This window comes from Chryseobacterium sp. WX (assembly GCF_029542485.1).
GTDB lineage: Bacteria > Bacteroidota > Bacteroidia > Flavobacteriales > Weeksellaceae > Chryseobacterium > Chryseobacterium cucumeris.
The window spans coordinates 1,430,598-1,447,555 of record NZ_CP120710.1 but is presented as its reverse complement, the minus strand read 5'-3'; the positions used below and the strand labels follow the sequence as shown (position 1 = coordinate 1,447,555).

General features: G+C 36.6%; 14 protein-coding genes. 11 read left to right on the top strand and 3 right to left on the bottom strand.

Annotated features, from left to right (window positions below):
• Positions 1–9: 9 nt before the first annotated feature.
• Complete coding sequence (locus PZ898_RS06570; protein ID WP_277695087.1) at positions 10–1,089, bottom strand: DNA replication/repair protein RecF; 1,080 nt, start codon at positions 1,087–1,089, stop codon at positions 10–12.
• Between the two features lie 3 nt (positions 1,090–1,092).
• A complete protein-coding gene (locus tag PZ898_RS06565) occupies positions 1,093–1,848 on the bottom strand; it encodes a hypothetical protein (RefSeq protein WP_216444334.1) in 756 nt (251 codons plus the stop codon).
• 18 nt (positions 1,849–1,866) lie between these two features.
• On the opposite strand from PZ898_RS06565, the gene PZ898_RS06560 reads away from it, so the two are divergent.
• From PZ898_RS06560 to PZ898_RS06515, 10 genes are all read left to right on the top strand, one after another.
• A complete protein-coding gene (locus PZ898_RS06560; RefSeq protein ID WP_277695086.1) occupies positions 1,867–7,809 on the top strand; it encodes an alpha-2-macroglobulin family protein in 5,943 nt (1,980 codons plus the stop codon).
• Between the two features lie 156 nt (positions 7,810–7,965).
• Positions 7,966–8,454, top strand: coding sequence for a serine protease inhibitor ecotin (gene eco / locus PZ898_RS06555; protein ID WP_277695085.1), 489 nt, complete (start codon positions 7,966–7,968; stop codon positions 8,452–8,454).
• Between the two features lie 531 nt (positions 8,455–8,985).
• Entirely contained in the window at positions 8,986–10,404 is a 1,419-nt protein-coding gene (locus PZ898_RS06550) for a TolC family protein (RefSeq protein WP_120231659.1), read from the top strand.
• Between the two features lie 11 nt (positions 10,405–10,415).
• Positions 10,416–11,372, top strand: coding sequence for a biotin/lipoyl-binding protein (locus PZ898_RS06545; RefSeq protein WP_062671750.1), 957 nt, complete (start codon positions 10,416–10,418; stop codon positions 11,370–11,372).
• 66 nt (positions 11,373–11,438) lie between these two features.
• Positions 11,439–12,647, top strand: a complete 1,209-nt coding sequence (locus PZ898_RS06540; RefSeq protein WP_277695084.1) for an ABC transporter permease — start codon at positions 11,439–11,441, stop codon at positions 12,645–12,647.
• Between the two features lie 289 nt (positions 12,648–12,936).
• The gene (locus PZ898_RS06535) at positions 12,937–13,392 is read left to right on the top strand and encodes a DUF1569 domain-containing protein (protein ID WP_062671753.1); all 456 of its coding nucleotides are present in this window, start codon (positions 12,937–12,939) and stop codon (positions 13,390–13,392) included.
• Positions 13,393–13,402: 10 nt separating this feature from the next.
• Entirely contained in the window at positions 13,403–13,873 is a 471-nt protein-coding gene (locus PZ898_RS06530) for a hypothetical protein (protein WP_120231656.1), read from the top strand.
• Between the two features lie 70 nt (positions 13,874–13,943).
• The gene (locus PZ898_RS06525; protein WP_120231655.1) at positions 13,944–14,315 is read left to right on the top strand and encodes a VOC family protein; all 372 of its coding nucleotides are present in this window, start codon (positions 13,944–13,946) and stop codon (positions 14,313–14,315) included.
• 17 nt (positions 14,316–14,332) lie between these two features.
• The gene (locus tag PZ898_RS06520) at positions 14,333–14,881 is read left to right on the top strand and encodes an SRPBCC family protein (protein ID WP_277695083.1); all 549 of its coding nucleotides are present in this window, start codon (positions 14,333–14,335) and stop codon (positions 14,879–14,881) included.
• Positions 14,882–14,912: 31 nt separating this feature from the next.
• Positions 14,913–15,362 (top strand): VOC family protein, encoded by a 450-nt coding sequence (locus PZ898_RS06515; RefSeq protein ID WP_277695082.1) that lies wholly within the window; start codon positions 14,913–14,915, stop codon positions 15,360–15,362.
• Between the two features lie 91 nt (positions 15,363–15,453).
• Here the strand turns inward: PZ898_RS06515 and PZ898_RS06510 are convergent, their stop codons facing one another.
• A complete protein-coding gene (locus PZ898_RS06510; protein ID WP_277695081.1) occupies positions 15,454–16,299 on the bottom strand; it encodes a T9SS type A sorting domain-containing protein in 846 nt (281 codons plus the stop codon).
• Positions 16,300–16,614: 315 nt separating this feature from the next.
• Between PZ898_RS06510 and PZ898_RS06505 the strand changes: the two genes are divergently transcribed.
• The gene (locus tag PZ898_RS06505) at positions 16,615–16,941 is read left to right on the top strand and encodes a hypothetical protein (protein WP_062671765.1); all 327 of its coding nucleotides are present in this window, start codon (positions 16,615–16,617) and stop codon (positions 16,939–16,941) included.
• Positions 16,942–16,958 lie beyond the last annotated feature (17 nt).

Here is a 16,958-nt window from a genome sequence, read left to right as displayed (position 1 = left end):
AACCTCTTACTAAACTTCAAAAATAATACTTTCTTCATTTATTTTCTTTACCACACTTTCCGTACGCTCTCTATGCGTATCTGTGATAAAAATCTGTCCAAAATTTTCCTTGTTAACCAGTTCAATCAACTGAGAAACTCTGGTATCATCAAGCTTATCGAAAATATCATCAAGCAACAGGATAGGAGTCTTTTTGGTGAGTTCTTTTACAAGACTCATCTGAGCCAGTTTTAAAGAGATCAGGAACGATTTCTGCTGTCCCTGTGATCCGATTTTCTTGATTAATATATAATCCATTTCAAAAAGAAGATCATCCTTATGAATTCCTTTTGATGTGTAAGTAAGCATTCGGTCCCTTTCATGGCTTTCTTTTAAAAGTTTTTCAAAAGAATCTTCCAGCAAATGAGATTCATAAATTACTGATACGCTTTCTTTTCCACCAGAAATAATCTGATAGAAATTCTGAACAATAGGGTTGAGCTGCTCTACAAATTCTTTTCTTTTCTTAAAGATTTTAGTCCCGAATCTGCTAATAGGCTCATCATAAATTTCCAGAGAATCTTTGTCCCAGGTTCTGTTCTTGGCAAAATATTTCAGTAAAGCATTTCGCTGCTGAATTGTTTTCTGATATTGGATGAGATCAAAAAGATATTCTGAATCCGTCTGAGAGATCATCGCATCCAGAAACTTGCGTCTGCTTTCTCCGGAATCCGAAATAAGATTAGAATCATAAGGCGAGATCATAACACTTGGAAGATAGCCGATATGATCTGCAAGCCTGTCATAGCTTTTATCATTCTTCTTGATCACCTTTTTAGCTTCCTTAGGCTGGGTAATTCTGATGATATCTTCGCTGTCTTCATTCTGAATTTCCGCGTCAATGGTAAAAAAGTCTTCCTCTTGTTTAATATTGTTGAGGTCCGTATTTCCCAGAAAGCTTTTTCCTACGGATAAATAATGCAAAGCATCCAGAATATTGGTCTTTCCTACGCCATTATTTCCCACAAAACAGTTGATCTGTGGGGAAAATTCAAACTTTTTCTCAGAATGGTTTTTGAAATTGTAGAGGGAAAGCTTCTTGATAATCATTCGTCAAAAATACTCCATTATTACTAAAAATAAAAAAGGAAGTGCCGAACAAGTTTCCACTCCAAATGAGAAATAAGCGTCATCTCTTTTATTATCAGAGAAGTAGATGAGAATATAAGTTAGAATGCTGGCCATAAAAAAAGCAAGCGCATATTCCGAATCAAGATAAAAAGCAGAAATGATACTGCTGATGAAAACAAGTGCATAAGCAATGTACTTGGTATTTTGTACCCCAATCAGCATAGGAAAGGTTTTTACGGTATCGCTGTTCATATCACGGATATCAAAAGGAAGCACAAGCGCGGTGATAAAGAAAAAACTGATCAGAAAAATAGGTATGCTGAATTCAGGAAGGGTAAGCCAGCAGTTGACCAATGCCCAAACCAAACCTACATAAAATACTTTCAATAAAGGAATTTTCCGGATATAAACATCAAGAAAAAAGCTATTATAAAGCAACCCCAGCACGACAATGACAAACCATTTCAGAAGTCTTATTCCATTATGATTATGAATGATTAAAAAAGCACAGATGATTCCTGCAATGGCGTTGATGATCACTATTCTGAAAAAATACCTGGTATATTGATATTTAGTATACAGATAGCCACTGAAATAAGTGATGAAAATAAGTGCAAAAGTAGGGAAACGGAATGTGTTTTGCTCTTTCATGAAAAATACTGCAAAAAGAGTTCCCATAAGAGAGACATAAACCTGGCTGTCTATGACGGTTTTTTTCAGTATTTTTAAGATGTTCATTTATCAAAATTAATATATATGAAAAGATTTTCCAAGATTTTTCTGCTTTTGCTTGTAATGCTAAGCTTTTCAACGGTATCCGCACAGAAATATTACGATACCCAATGGAAAAAAGTAGCTGATAACAGTGTGAAAGGAGCTTATAAATCTAATCTTCCCATTATTTTAGACATACAAAAACAAGCCATGAAAGAAAATAATGCCTTCGAGCTGATCCGTTCTCTGAAAGCGGAATTCAGTATTGTAAACCAAACTGTTGACGATGACCAGAATGATGCTGCTTCTCAGTTTTTTAAAAAACTTAAAGAGGCAGAAGGAAAAATAAACGGAGAAGGTAAACTGGTGTACAAAGTTCTGCTGAATGGCTTTTTTATGGATTATTACAACCAGAACTCATGGAAAATAAACGGAAGAACCAATATCAACTCTCAGGATGTTTCGCAGATTGAAACCTGGAGTAAACTTGATTTCAAAAATTATCTGACGAAAAACTTCCAGGAACTTGATAAAGAAAAACCTGAAATGAGAAAGATCTCTCTGGAAAAGTATAAGAATATCTTTTCAGAAGCAGGAGACCTTGTTTATTTCCCGACATTGGCGGATTGGTATGCCGTTAAAAAAATAACGTTTCTATCTGAAAACAACATTTTTACCAAAAATGAGTTGACAGCCAATCGTACAGCAATCAATGCAATGTATGATGAACTGATCGAGCAGAATACGGGAAATCCAAAGTTGTATTTCATGAAAGAAAAGATAACGGAAAACTGTAATTTCAATCATTGCGAGGATAAACTTCAGCAGCTTCAGAATCTTTTGAAATCTAATATAGAGGGAGATTATAAAGTGTTGATTATGGGAGATGTCATGGATGAACTCACTAATCAGAAGAAACCTAAAGAAGCTCTTGCATTAGCGGCACAAGCTAAAAGTGAATACCCGAAATCTGTTTTCCTGGAGAATATTAAAAGTAAAGAGACCCAGATTGTCAATCCTTATCTGACTTTAAAATATGAATCCCAGACCCAGAATAATCTGCCGGTTCATTTTGTAGCACAGTATCAGAATGTATCAGAATTTACTCTGAGTATTTATGAAGTAAAAGACGATTTTACTTCGTTAATTCGATATGTTCAGGATTCATATTCAGATACTTTTAGCAAACTAAAGAAGAATCTTGTAAGGAAGGAAACATTCCAGCTTCCGGATCCTAAAGATTATCAGAATCATAAAACTTCTTTGGAAGTGAAACCCCTTCCTTCAGGAGTGTATGTCGCAGAATTTACAGTTGCAGGAGCAGATATGAAAGATACAGACTCCAGACATAATTTATATTTTCTGGTTTCCGGAAACAAGATTATTTATCAATCCAAAACGGATAGAAGCCCTCTTTCCGACGAGCTGAAATTGGTGAATAGTGAGAACGGTAAGCCTTTGGCTAATGAAGGGCTTCGGTTTTATGAATTTGTTTCTAATACAACATTAAATAAGATTGAAGGAACAACCAATGCCAACGGAGTATTTAAGCTTCCTGCTACAGACAGCAAAGAATATTACAGAACATTCCTGATTCAACAACCTAAAACTAATGATTTCCAGATCATGCAGGTGTACGGAAACAGAGGATATGCCGATGATTATAATCCAAATAAACAAACGCGTTCAACGGCTCAGATTTTTATCGACAGAGGGATCTATCGTCCCGGACAGACTGTTTATTTCAAGGTGATCAACACCAGAATGAATAAGGAAGTTGAAGCAGTTCTTTCAGGACTAAAACAAAAAATCACTTTATTAAATACCAATAGTGAAGAAGTTTCTTCACAAGATTTTACCACTAATGAATTCGGTTCTTATCATGGAAGTTTCATCCTTCCAAAAGGAAAACTGAATGGTAATTTTTACCTGAGAATAGAAGGGGAAAGTGCTGGATATAAAAATTTCAGGGTAGAAGAGTATAAAAGACCAAAATTTGAAGTAACCTTTGCTCCTGTTAAAGAGGAATACAAATATGGCCAGACTATAGAACTGAAAGGAAAAGCTGTTATGTTTTCCGGTGTTCCGCTGAGTAATACAGCCGTAAACTATGAAATCAAAAAACAGAATATCCGATGGAGATATTTCAGCTGGTATCCGCAGAATGATGACAATGAAAATTCAATTTTAGGCGAAGCAAAAACCAATGAAAAAGGAGAGTTTACGATTCGTTTGGAACTTAAAAAAGATGAAAAGCTGGAAGGAATACAGATTGATAATTATGCCATCAATGCTTCTGTTACAGACATCAACGGGGAAACGCAGACTGCCAATACTCAATTAAAAGTAGCTTCGGTTTCTCATTACATTCAGGCAGAAAATATCAGCAATACTTTTACAGACGAAAATGTAAAAGTAAAGGTGGAAACCAAAAATTATAACGATCAGAATCTAAAGAAACCTTATCAGGTTAAGTTATCGAAGCTGACTGCTCCGGACAGGATCTTCAGAGATAATTTCAAATCTGATGTTCAGAATCTTCCGAAATATTCAAAGGAAGAGTTCATTAGCAAATTTCCACATGATCTTTTTGATAAAAATGATGAGATCAAAAACTGGAAAACCGAAAAAGTATTGATTGAAAAACAGCAGCAGCCATCCGCTGATAATTCTCAGGCAGCAGCCAGTCTTGATTTAGGAAAACTGGAAGCAGGGGATTATGAACTTGAACTTTTCAATATAGAAGGAAGAGATACGATCAAAACTTCACAGTATTTCAGTGTTTGGGATAAAACCGCTTTAAAACCCACTCAGAAAACATTCCTTACAGTTATCGCTCCCAAAGAAGAATTATCAAGAGGAGAAAAAGCAAAAGTGTATGTTTACTCAGCTGTTCCTGATGCTTTAATCAATGTTTTTGTACAGGACGGATCCGGAAAAACCGTTTCTGAAGTTCATCAGATGAAAAAGGGAATATTAGAATACACGGCTGAGATTTCTAAAGATAAAAGTGTTTCAGATCTGAACCTTCAGTTTCAGCTGGTAGCATTTAATGATGTGAATACAGAATCTGTTTCCTTAAAAATAAAAGACACAGAAAAACCTTTAAAAATCGAAACTGTAACCTTCAGAGATAAGCTTGAACCTAACGCTAAGGAAAAATGGACGGTAAAAGTTACCGGAAATGACAAGGAAAAGATCAATGCCGAGGTATTAGCGAATATGTATGATATATCTTTGGATCAGTTTGCTAAAAACACGTACAGCTGGAGAAAATTATATACTCCATTTGTAATGGTGACTTCTTATGGAATCAGAAATTATCTGCAGCAGCAAAACTATCAGAAGAGATTAAAGTATTTTGAAGACAGATATATAACTGTTCCTCAGTTTAACTGGTTTGATGGAAATTATTATTCAATTTCAAGGGAAACTATAGTAGGATTTAGCAATCAGGAAGGAGTGAAAGCTCCTGCGTATGCATCTCCTCCGTCACCAATTGCTGGTGCCAAATTTAAAACAGCAAGAGCTGCCGTGGCAAAAGAAGCTGTGGTATTGAATGATAGTGCGATTGATCTCCTTGATTCAGGAAGACAATTGACGGAAGAGAAGAGAAAAAGATATACAGACGTTCCTGGCTCTGTTGATGTAGAGAAAGACTTGGATAAAGTAGCTGTTCGTCAAAACCTGAATGAAACAGCATTTTTCTATCCGGATCTGAAAACCGATATAGAAGGTAATGTAAGCTTCGAGTTCACCTCTCCGGAAGCACTGACAAAATGGAAACTGATGTTCCTTGCCCACACCAAAGATGCAAGAGCAGCTACCCTGGAAAAAGAAGTGGTAACGCAGAAAGAATTCTCAGTAACGCCAAACTATCCTAGATTCCTGAGAGAAGGAGACGAGTTGAATCTACAGTCGAAGTTATCCAATCTTACCGATAAAAAATTGAATGGTTCTGCCGAATTACAGATTCTGGATGCCTTTACCAATGAAAATATTTCTTCGAAGTTTGGAATCACTTCCGGAGTACAAAACTTCAATCTTAATGAAAACGGAAGCAGTGCGTTAACATGGAAATTAAAGGTTCCGGATGATGTTTCTTCTGTTATTTTCAAAGTGGTGGCTAAAGCAGGTCGGTATTCTGACGGTGAGCAGCAAGTTATTGCTGTATTGCCTAACAGAATGCTTGTGACGGATGCTGTTCCGGTTTTTGTGAAAGAAGGCGAAACCAAAACATTTGTATTAGATAATCTTAAAAATAATACATCCACAACGGCTTCCAATGTTTCCAATACGTTGGAACTGACAACCAATCCGATCTGGGAGATCATGTTTGCCCTTCCAGGTCTGAAAAATGATCAGAATAACTCTGCAGACGTAATCTTTAACAAATGGTTTGCAGATGTTTTGGCTTCAGAAATTTTCAAAGCCAATCCGAAAATGAAAACAGTTTTTGAAGAATATCAGAACAAAGGACTATTACAATCAAATCTGGAAAAAAATCAGGAGTTGAAACAGTTGCTGCTTGAAGAAACTCCTTGGGTATTGGAAAGCAAAAATGAAGGCGAGCAGATGCAAAAGCTGGCATTGCTGTTTGATGTCAACACGATGAAAAACTCCATTAATCAGGATTGGGATGATTTCAAAAAACTACAAAATCCTGACGGTGGATTCTCATGGTATCCCGGCTATCCAAGTTCTTACGGAACGTCATTGTATATCCTTAAAAACTTAGGAAAAATCAATTCCTGGTTAAAAGATAACGTGAAAGACTATCAAAGTGCTGATCAGAAAGTTCTTGTAGCAAAATTGATTCAGTATGTAGACAATGAAGTGGCCAAATATTATGATGTGAAAAAAGACAATGTCTGGAACAACTGGGCGATCGATTATCTTGATACCAGAAACTATTGGGAGCAGCAATATCCTTTAAAAGGAAAAGGAGCTACCCTGAAAATGCTGGTAAAGCAAAAAGCAAAGACAGCTAAGATCAACGACTTTACATTCTTCGGGCTTCACCGCGCGGCATTATTGATGAACGATTATGGTCTGAAAGAGGTGTCAGATAAGTTAATGACTTACCTTAAAGAAACTTCCACAGATACCAAAACACAAGGGGTCTACTGGAAACAAAACCTGAATGACTGGGGATGGTTTGGTTCCAAAGTAGTTAACCATGCCGGAGCACTGGAAGCCTTCAACAAATTGAAAGCTAATGATCAATCTTTTATTGAAGATATGAAGATCTGGCTGGTAACCCAAAAAGAAGTCAACTCATGGGGAAGCTCAAGAGGAACAGCTGAGGTGATCTTTACCATTTTGAATTCAGGAAAATCATGGACGGGTACAGAAAGTGATAAAGCAACGATTGTTTGGGGTGGAAAAGAACTGGCTCCTCAGACACAGGCAACTGGTTATGTAAAATCAACCGTGAAACCGGAAGCTATAGATAAAAATTTAGCCACCGTAACGGTTACAAAACCTGGTCCCGGAATTGTGCAGGGAGGATTGTTCTGGCAGTATTATGAGGATCTTGATAAAATTAAATCTTCTGAAAATTATATTTCTGTAACGAAAGAGCTTTATAAAAAAGTGAAAACGGTAAACGGAGAAGAGCTTCAGAAAATTTCTTCTGAAACCCCGTTGAAAGTAGGTGATAAGGTAACTGTAAGGATGATTCTGAATACAGACAGAGCGATGGAGTTTATTCATATTAAAGATATGCGTGCAGCAGGATTTGAGCCTGTAGATGTATTATCCGGATATCAATGGAAAAATAATCTGGGCTACTATCAGTCGACCAAAGATGCTTCTACCAATTTCTATATTCAGTATATGCCGAAAGGAAAATATGTATTTGAATATGATGTAGTAGCCAATGCATCCGGAAAATTCTCCAACGGAATTACAACGATGCAGAATTATTACGCACCGCAGATGAATGCCCATACAAAAGGAAGTAATGTAACAATTTCAGAGTAACTGATGAACATAGAAGACTGTAGTAATTTTTTTTTACTACAGTTTTTTATTTCTAGATTTTTAATAAAAATAGAATTAAATCGAAAACCAAACAATTGTTTAATTTGGAATGGTTTTTGGAATTAAGATAGTAGCAATTAAAAAAATTATTAAAAGATGAAATTTTCTAAAACTTTAATCACAGGATTAGTATTAATGGTTGGAGTAAATGCTTTCGCACAAAAGAAAGCAGAAAAGTTTGAAAAACTACAGATTGAAATGTTCCCAAAAGCAAAAGAAGGTTATAAGCAAGTATATATTCAGCTTCCCGTAGCAAAAAATGAAAACGATTTAAAAGTTGAGCTTTTTGTAGGTGCTGAAAAGATGTTAGACTGTAATAACTATTTCTTAATGGGAGAAATGAAAACTCAGGACCTTCAGGGATGGGGATACAACTATTATGAAGTAGAATCTAAAGGGGAAACGGCAGGAACACTGATGGGCTGCCTGGATAAAAAACAGACTAAAAAGTTTGTGACTTTAAAACCTGAAATTGTAAGGTATAACAGTAAACTTCCATTGGTATTCTACGTACCGAAAGACATTGAAGTTCGTTACAGAATTTTACGCCCTGATGCTGCCATGAAAAAAGCAGTTCAAAAATAAATCAGCTTATTATAATGATACAGAAAACTCCTCACAGCGATGTGGGGAGTTTTCGTTTTTTTCAGGGTAAAATAATTCGTCATGTCTTTGCTCTAAGTGAAACTCCCTTGCGAACGAATTCAAAGCTATTGAAGTTTTGTTTTTTATTAAACGGGCTAAAGCCCGTTCCTATTAAATATTGTTTTTCACAGATTTTATAGATTAAGAAATTTATTATACAAGCCTATCCATCCAGTTTGTCATTGTGAAGGAATCCAAATTCCAAATTCAGAATGATTTTTTCCAGAGAATGTTCTTTTCTTCCTTTGTTTCCTGAAAAAAGTGTCGTAAAAATAATGCAGAAAAAGTAGAGTTAAAATTTTTTTCAGGTTTTCTAGTATTTAATTAACATTTAAACGACTCCGACAAAACTTTATTTTATAAGGTTTTAAACTTAAACATATTTTAAACTTACTTTAAATTCACTACCTTGTTGAATTATCTTTAAGTATTTTATCTTTTTTTGCATTATATTTGTTATAAACATAAACCATGAAAAACAATTTATTGATTTTTACGTTTAGTTTTTTTGCTTTCCCCGCTTTTGGCTGGGCACAGTCTGCGCCGGATTTTAAAGAACTTCTGGATAGTGCTATGGTTCGGGACTCGAACCTTAAAATGCAGATTACCCAAAATAAGCTTACCGATCTTGACGAGCACAAACTGAAGGATATCTTTCTTCCAACCCTGGAATTGAGCGGTCAGGCCGGTTATCTTAACGGAACAGCAAGACTGACGTCCCCGGAATTCAATCTCGCTCCCTTTATCAATATTCCCGAAGGGACTTTCAACAATAATTTCAATGTATCCGGATTTTCAGGTATTGCCAAGGCAGATGCCAAAATGCTGCTGTATTCAGGAGGAAAGGTGAAGTACATGAAAAAAGCGGTGGAAGAAAAGAAAAAGTCTGAAGATATCCTTCTGGAAAAAACAAAAGATGAGGTGATTGCCACCATTTCCAAAGCCTATGATCAGTTAGCATTGATTCATCAGTCTAAAAAGGTTCTGGATGAAAGTAAAAAAAGATTGGATATCAACCGAAAAACAGCTGATAAAGCGCTTGGCTATGGTTTGATAACGCCTTATGACCATAAAAAAATTGAACTCGCCCAGGCTACTCTGGATGCTAAAATGGTAGAATATGAAGGGAAAAAAGAACTTCTTCTTACCCAGCTTTATATTTTGACAGGGATTCAAAGAGAAAGGCTCAGAATGATTGATCCTGTATTATCTCCTGTAGAATTGCTGGCTGCAGAAAAAGGAATTGAGCAGAGAGCTGAAATTAGAGCTCTGGAACATGGAATCAGTGCGGCAGACTATAAAATAAAAGCAGAAAGAACGTGGATGATTCCTAAAGTACAGCTGATGGCTTCCGCCTATTATATCGGATTGTACGGGAACAGAATAAAATCTTCGGAAAATGTAATCCCTGCTGTGCCAATTCTTGGATATGAAGGGAAAAAGCTGGATTGGAGACCCAATAATATCAATGTATTTCCATTGATTACTGCAGGGGTTGGTTTTAAATGGGAAATCTTTGATGGTAAAGAAGGAAAACATGCTGAAGAAACTGCCAAAGTCGGAAAAGAAGTATTGCAAAATCAGAAAGAAGATGCTTTGAAAAAGCTGACATTGAATCTTGCCAATAATCAAACCAATTATGATATCGCTTCTGCGCAGATTACCCTGAAAGCCAAAGAAAAAGAGCTGGCTAAAAATGCACTCGTACAGGCAGAAAAAGAATTCAGATACGGAATGAGCAAATCTTCACAGCTTATTGATGCCGAAAATGATCTTGAAGTTGCGGAACTCGAATATCAGAATGCCATTTTCAACCAGAGAAGAGCGGGAATAGAACTGATGAGATCTACCCAGGAACTGGATATCACCAAATTTTATTTAATCCCTTAAAAATTTAAATGATGCATAAAAATATATCTATACTCTTCGCTGCTCTGTTTTTATTGGGGAGCTGTGACAAAAAAAACGAGAAAATCAAAGATCCGGAAGGAAAGACCAAAAAGGATGTGATCTCTTTTGCCCCTAAAGTTACCGGAAGGATTCTGAAAATATATGTTTCTGAAGGTCAGACTGTGAAAAAAGGAGATACTCTGGCTCAGCTTGATGTACCGGAAGTTTCTGCAAAAATTGCACAGGCGCAAGGAGCAGTAAGTGCGGCTACGGCTCAGGAACAGATGGCAAAAAACGGAGCGACAGCCGATCAGATGAGACAGCTTCAGGCCAAATATAAGGGATTGAAGGAACAATATGAATTTGCTCAGAAATCATACAGAAGAGCCAATAATATGTTCCGCGATAGTTTAATGTCTCCACAGGCCCATGACGAAATCTACGCAAAATTACAGGGCGCAAAGGCACAATATGATGCTGTAGTGGCAGAACTGGATGATGTGAAAAGAGGAACCCGTTTCGAAAAAGTAGAAATGGCGGCCGGACAGGCATCACAGGCTAAAGGCGCTTTACAGGAAGCAAATGTAGCCTATTCCGAAAGATATATCATTGCCACCAATGATATGGAAATTGAGACCATCAGCTTAAATACGGGTGAATTGGCAACTGCTGGTTTTGCTCTGTTCAACGGATATATTCCGGAGAGTACGTATTTCAGATTTACCATTCCTGAAAGTGCTATTTCAAAGTACAAAAAAGGGCAGGAGGTTACCATGCAGGTAGTCTATAACAAAGAAAACCTGACAGGAACTATCGTGTATATCAAACAGCTGACAAAGTATGCAGATATCACCACGGCTTACCCGGATTATCAGTTGCAGGATGCGATCTATGAGATCAAAGTAAAACCCAAAGACATGAATAAGGCTAAAAATATTTTAGTCAATGCCAATGTAATCCTGAAATAAATTGAAAAGGACAGATGAAGCTTCTGTAAAATTTCATTTCGTTCTTCCACTTATAAAAATATACAGATGAAAGAATTTTTCCGTCTTTTAAAACGAGAGTTCAAACTTTTTATCGGCAATTCTACCTTAAGGACGGTGTTCTTTTTGGCACCGGTTTTCTATGCCACCTTGCTGGGGTTTGTCTACAAAAGCGGAAAAGTTGAAAATACTCCTGTTTTGGTTGTAGATAGAGACAATACACCGTTATCCAACCAACTGACGGAAATGCTGGATGATAATAAAAGCATCAAAATTATCAGATATCTGCAGGAACCTCTCAGTATTAAAGATGAGGTGATCCGGCATGAGGCTGCTGCGGTAGTAATTATTCCCTCAAGATTTGAAGGAGATATGCTGCAGAAAAAATATCCGGAACTGAATGTTTATATCAATACAGGGAACGTTTTAACAGCAAATTTCGCATCGAAAGCGCTTCAGCTGACCATAGGAACATTTTCTGCTGGAGTTTCCATCAAAGCTCTTCAGAAAGCAGGAATGCCCGCTGTAAAAGCTGCAACACAATACGAACCTTTCAAAGCCAATTATATAACCCTTTTCAATACAACCGGAAACTATCTGATCTTTATGTGGCCTGCAATGCTGGCAGTAGTGTTACAGCAGGTTATTTTATTAGCAATGGCAGTGAGTTTTGCTGCAGAATTCGAAAGAGGATCTTTTGTGAAAGAATATTTGAAAATGAAAAAATGGGCCTTCCCGACCATGTTGATTAAAGTCATTCCGATCTGGGTGTTTTCTGTTCTTATTGTAGGTATTTATTACTTTATGCACATGATTTTCCATGTTCCGATGCCGGAAGGAATACTCAATTTTATTCTCCTCACAGCGGTATTTGTGGGATCGGCTTCATTTTTGGGAGTATTCATCAGTATTCTGATTCCGGATGCCTTGAAGGCGACACAGATTCTTATGGTTATCGCTTCACCGGCCTTTATTATCAGTGGTTTTACATGGCCTTTGAATGCAATGCCTGCTTTTGTACAGTTTATCGCGAATATTATTCCGTTAACTCCCTTTTTACAGGCTTTCAAGATCTTATTGATTCAAAAGGGTTCGGTAGAACTTACCTTCCCGTATCTGAAACATCTAAGTATCCTTTTAGTAATATATGCTGTTATCGGCTGGATTGCTTTAAAGATCAAACTATGGTTTATTTTCAAAAAATCTGCACCACAGGAAATTACAATTGAGGATACTTCTCGGGAAGAGATAGAGTAGTTTTTGGTTAATTTGTTGCTGATTTTTAAGTTAGAGGTTGATATGATGCTGGTTTGCTGGTTACTTTTGTAGTATATAGGCTGGCAGATGATCAGTATCTATACCCGACAAATTAAAGAGCAGGGAAAAATACGTAAAAAATAACCGAAAAAATAGCCGAAAAACTTTCGAACTCGAATCCCGTACCCCGTAACTAGTATCTCATAACAAGCACCCCTCAATTTTTTCATTCAACAATAAAATCAAACAAAAAAACTGATATATTTGTCCATAGTAAAATAGAAATTATATGGAAAATGTATTTGATGCAAAAGATGCTCAAAACTATATAGATAGGATCAACAAATTGGTAGAAGATACTCACGGTTTGTGGGGGAAAATGACAGTAGACCAAATGCTGGCACACTGCTGTATTACCTATGAAATGATCTATGAACCGGAAAAACACAAAAAACCGGGAGCGATTGCAAAATTTATATTAAAAACTTTTGTAAAACCTAAAGTAGTGGGAGAAAAAGCATATCCAAGAGATTCACCTACCGCTCCACAGTTTTTGATTACCACCAGAAAGAATTTTCATGAAGAAAAAACAAGGCTGATAGGGTTCATTCAAAAAACGCAGCAGCTAGGAGCGGACGCTTTCGATGGTAAAGAATCTTTTTCTTTCGGAAAACTGAATTCCCAGGAGTGGAATAATATGTTTGCCAAACATCTGAATCACCATCTTGCACAATTTGGCGTTTAAAACACACATTATGAAAAAAATTTTATTACTCCTCATTCTGACGGCTAATTTTGTATTAGGACAGATGCCGGATATCTCAAATACATGGCTGAACAATAGTAAACCTTATATAGGAACCATTGGAAATAAAGGCCAGGAACTGAAACTGAAGATCAATATTTCTGAACAGAATAAAAAGAATGATCAGGAATATTTCGTTTCAGGATATTCTCTTGTGGATACCAGTTATGCAAAATTTGAAGGGAAAATTACCATTTCAAAATATAAAGATTCCAAAAAACAGGGAACAGTATACGGAGAATATGAGCTGGCTGAAGAGAATAAAGGAAAACATTCCGGACTTTTCAAAGGGAAGTTTGTCTACAATTTCAAATGGAACAGAAAGACAGAGAAAATTGAAGAGCAGCACATCGAACTTACAGGCGATTGGAAAAGTTATGACGGAACCATTGAATTTAAGACCCATCTTAAAAATCAGTAAAACAACCTCATTATCTTCGACTTAACAATACCCCAGACCTCGGGGCTTACTTTAAAAACTTACAAACATTATGAAACTAGGCGCATTTTCAATTAGCTTAAGCGTAAAAGATCTTCAGAAATCAAAAGACTTTTATGAGAAGCTTGGGTTTACAACTATGGCAGGAACAGAAGCACAAAACTATCTGATCATGAAAAACGGTTCTACACTGATAGGCCTTTTTCAGGCAATGTTTGATGGAAATATGCTTACCTTCAATCCGGGATGGGACGAAAATGCACAGAATCTGGAATCTTTTGATGATGTGCGTGAAATTCAGAAAAGATTAAAAGAAAACGGAGTAGAAATCGGTAGAGAAGCCGATGAAACCACCTCCGGGCCGGAACATATCTATCTGAAAGATCCGGATGGAAATATGATTCTTATAGATCAACACAGATAATAATTAAAAACACATTGATGATGAGAACATTTAAACGTATTTTTTTACTATTAGCCACATTACTAATCATTTTGCTGATTTGGGCTGCTTTTATTCCTGGTGACTGTCAATATGAAAAATCGATTTCGATTAATGCACCTGTGGAAAAAGTATGGCAGAATACCAATACCCTTAAAGCAATGGATCAATGGAGTCCATGGAATGATCTTGATCCGGGTATGAAAAAAGAGTGGACGGGAACAACCGGGCAGCACGGAGAAAAAGTTTGCTGGGACAGTAAAAATAAACAGGCAGGAAAAGGCTGCCAGGAATTGGAAAAAGTAGATGAAGCTGGTAAAAGAATAGATACGGCAATCAGATTTCTTACCCCTTATGAAAGCGAAGCAAATGCTTACGTAACAGTAGTTCCGGAAGGAAACGGTAGCAAGGCAACATGGGGATTTACTTCTGAGATTCCTTATCCGTTTACCTTGATGAAGCTGTTTATGAATATGGAGGATGCTCTTGGAAAAGATTATCAGAAAGGGCTTTCAAGATTAAAAACCTTATCTGAAAAACCTCAATAAAACAAACTCAACTTAAAAAAACAAAACAATTATGGCAACAGTAAACGTTTACCTGACATTCAACGGAAACTGCAGAGAAGCATTCGATTTTTATAAATCTGTTTTCGGGGGAGAATATCCTTACATCGGAACATTTGGAGAGATGCCGCCAATGGAAGGAAAAGAAACACCTGAAGAAGATAAAAACAAAATCATGCACGTCTCTCTTCCGATCTCTAAAGAAACGATTTTGATGGGAAGCGATACAGGAGGAGAGTGGTCTTCCAACTTCAAGGCAGGAAACAACTTCTCTATTTCTGTGAACGCAGAATCTAAAGAAGAAGCAGACAAATTATTCAGTGGTCTTTCTGCAGGCGGACAGGTAACAATGTCAATGGCTGATACCTTCTGGGGAGCTTATTTCGGAATGTTCAGCGATAAATTCGGAATCAACTGGATGGTAAATTATGACGATCCAGCTAAAATGCAGCAGCACCCATAAGATTCATATTGGAGTTCAAAATATTCAAAAACCGACAGATAGCTGTCGGTTTTTTTAATGATTGGCTGTAAGTAATTTATAAGGAATTGCTTTATTTCTTTTTAATGATTTTGTAGCTTCCTGATGCTGTTGTGATGAGGTAAATTCCTTCAGGGAGTTCACTTATATCAAACTGATTTTTATCTTTTTCAGCTGCTGCAGATTTCATCAGTTTTCCAGACTGGTCGTATAATGAAACTTTTTCGTTTTTCCTTAGATCATCCATATAGAAGATACCGGTAGTTGGATTCGGATAAATATTCTCTTTGCCTTTGAGTGAATTTTCTGAAGTTCCCAGTGTGGAAATTTTTGTCCATGTAAATGCATCAAGGCACATATAGACATATCCTCCGGTGGATTGCAGCTGGATTTCATCAATGGTAGTATTACTGTTATTCTGATTATTTAGGGTGGAAAGATCAATCAGGGTAAATCCGTTGTTGATGCCTGTCGTTCCCGTAGTTGCATTAAATGTAGTGTTAAATCCGGATGTTTTTGTGGTGGTGAACTTTGTAACTCCCCCTAATTTTCCCGTAATAATAAGTGTTCCTGATGAGGTAGACTGGTTTAAAGCAGTATTGCTTAAAAATACCCAAAACTTTGACACCGTGAATGCAGAATTGCTTTTAACACTGAAAGAGGGAGAGCTGATATTGGTTGTTCCTGTATTGTCGATATAGACATTATCATTAGCTGTTCCGTTCCAGCCGGTGTTTGGATAATTGCCCTGAATTCTGAAAGTTCCGGCCTGTGATACGATATTGAAAGTATATCCGTTGCTGGTAAAGCTTGTGCTGCCGCCAGATGAAGTTTCAAAAGTCACAGTAGTTGTCTGTGCACTGGTCATTGTAATATTGCTTAAGAAAGCAAAGATTCCAAAAAAGATAATTTTTTTCATGATACAGATTTTTTAATGTTTAAAGAAGATCATAAGCTTCCCGTACTGTTGATGTGCTCATGAGTTTTTTTCTGTAAAGGATACCACAAAGTAACCGAGAAATACAAAGTGACAACAGCGTATTAAAAACCGAATTGAAAAACAGGTAGAAATACGCAATTTCGTTGGTTTTTATTATTATAATTTTGAAAAAAGAATATTATGTTAATTAAAATGAATGTATTTCACAGTATGGTTAGTTTTTTTCATAACTTGTAATGTGTAGCTGAAGTAACTTATTCTAAACCTATTATATAATTTAAAACGAGAAAAACTATGGAATTACCTAAACATGCAGTCTCATTAGATGATGCTAAAAAATGGATCAGCAATTGGCAGAATACAAAAATTATCGATGGAACATCTATCCGGGCTCATCTTATTCCGGCAAAGGATGTTCATGATATTTTTATTGACGACAAAGGATTTGCGAGATATCGGGGTTATAATGCCATTACCGATGAAGGCGAATTTAAATTTCTTCTGGTAGGAGTAGATGCAGATAACAATGATATTGTAAACTATGACAATGGAGATTATGTCTATGATATGACCACACCTTGTCCAAGCGTATGTTCTGCTGCAAAATGGTGGAACCTGTAATCTGAAAACTGGAGATC

What these genes read in the sequence shown, in the direction of transcription:
- PZ898_RS06530 (WP_120231656.1), top strand. Translation starts at nt 13,403, where the DNA reads ATGAAAAAAATTTTATTACTCCTCATTCTGACGGCTAATTTTGTATTA.
- PZ898_RS06510 (WP_277695081.1), bottom strand. Translation starts at nt 16,299, where the DNA reads ATGAAAAAAATTATCTTTTTTGGAATCTTTGCTTTCTTAAGCAATATT.
- PZ898_RS06560 (WP_277695086.1), top strand. Translation starts at nt 1,867, where the DNA reads ATGAAAAGATTTTCCAAGATTTTTCTGCTTTTGCTTGTAATGCTAAGC.
- PZ898_RS06550 (WP_120231659.1), top strand. Translation starts at nt 8,986, where the DNA reads ATGAAAAACAATTTATTGATTTTTACGTTTAGTTTTTTTGCTTTCCCC.
- PZ898_RS06565 (WP_216444334.1), bottom strand. Translation starts at nt 1,848, where the DNA reads ATGAACATCTTAAAAATACTGAAAAAAACCGTCATAGACAGCCAGGTT.
- PZ898_RS06535 (WP_062671753.1), top strand. Translation starts at nt 12,937, where the DNA reads ATGGAAAATGTATTTGATGCAAAAGATGCTCAAAACTATATAGATAGG.
- PZ898_RS06540 (WP_277695084.1), top strand. Translation starts at nt 11,439, where the DNA reads ATGAAAGAATTTTTCCGTCTTTTAAAACGAGAGTTCAAACTTTTTATC.
- PZ898_RS06525 (WP_120231655.1), top strand. Translation starts at nt 13,944, where the DNA reads ATGAAACTAGGCGCATTTTCAATTAGCTTAAGCGTAAAAGATCTTCAG.
- PZ898_RS06515 (WP_277695082.1), top strand. Translation starts at nt 14,913, where the DNA reads ATGGCAACAGTAAACGTTTACCTGACATTCAACGGAAACTGCAGAGAA.
- PZ898_RS06520 (WP_277695083.1), top strand. Translation starts at nt 14,333, where the DNA reads ATGATGAGAACATTTAAACGTATTTTTTTACTATTAGCCACATTACTA.
- PZ898_RS06545 (WP_062671750.1), top strand. Translation starts at nt 10,416, where the DNA reads ATGCATAAAAATATATCTATACTCTTCGCTGCTCTGTTTTTATTGGGG.
- PZ898_RS06505 (WP_062671765.1), top strand. Translation starts at nt 16,615, where the DNA reads ATGGAATTACCTAAACATGCAGTCTCATTAGATGATGCTAAAAAATGG.
- PZ898_RS06570 (WP_277695087.1), bottom strand. Translation starts at nt 1,089, where the DNA reads ATGATTATCAAGAAGCTTTCCCTCTACAATTTCAAAAACCATTCTGAG.
- eco (WP_277695085.1), top strand. Translation starts at nt 7,966, where the DNA reads ATGAAATTTTCTAAAACTTTAATCACAGGATTAGTATTAATGGTTGGA.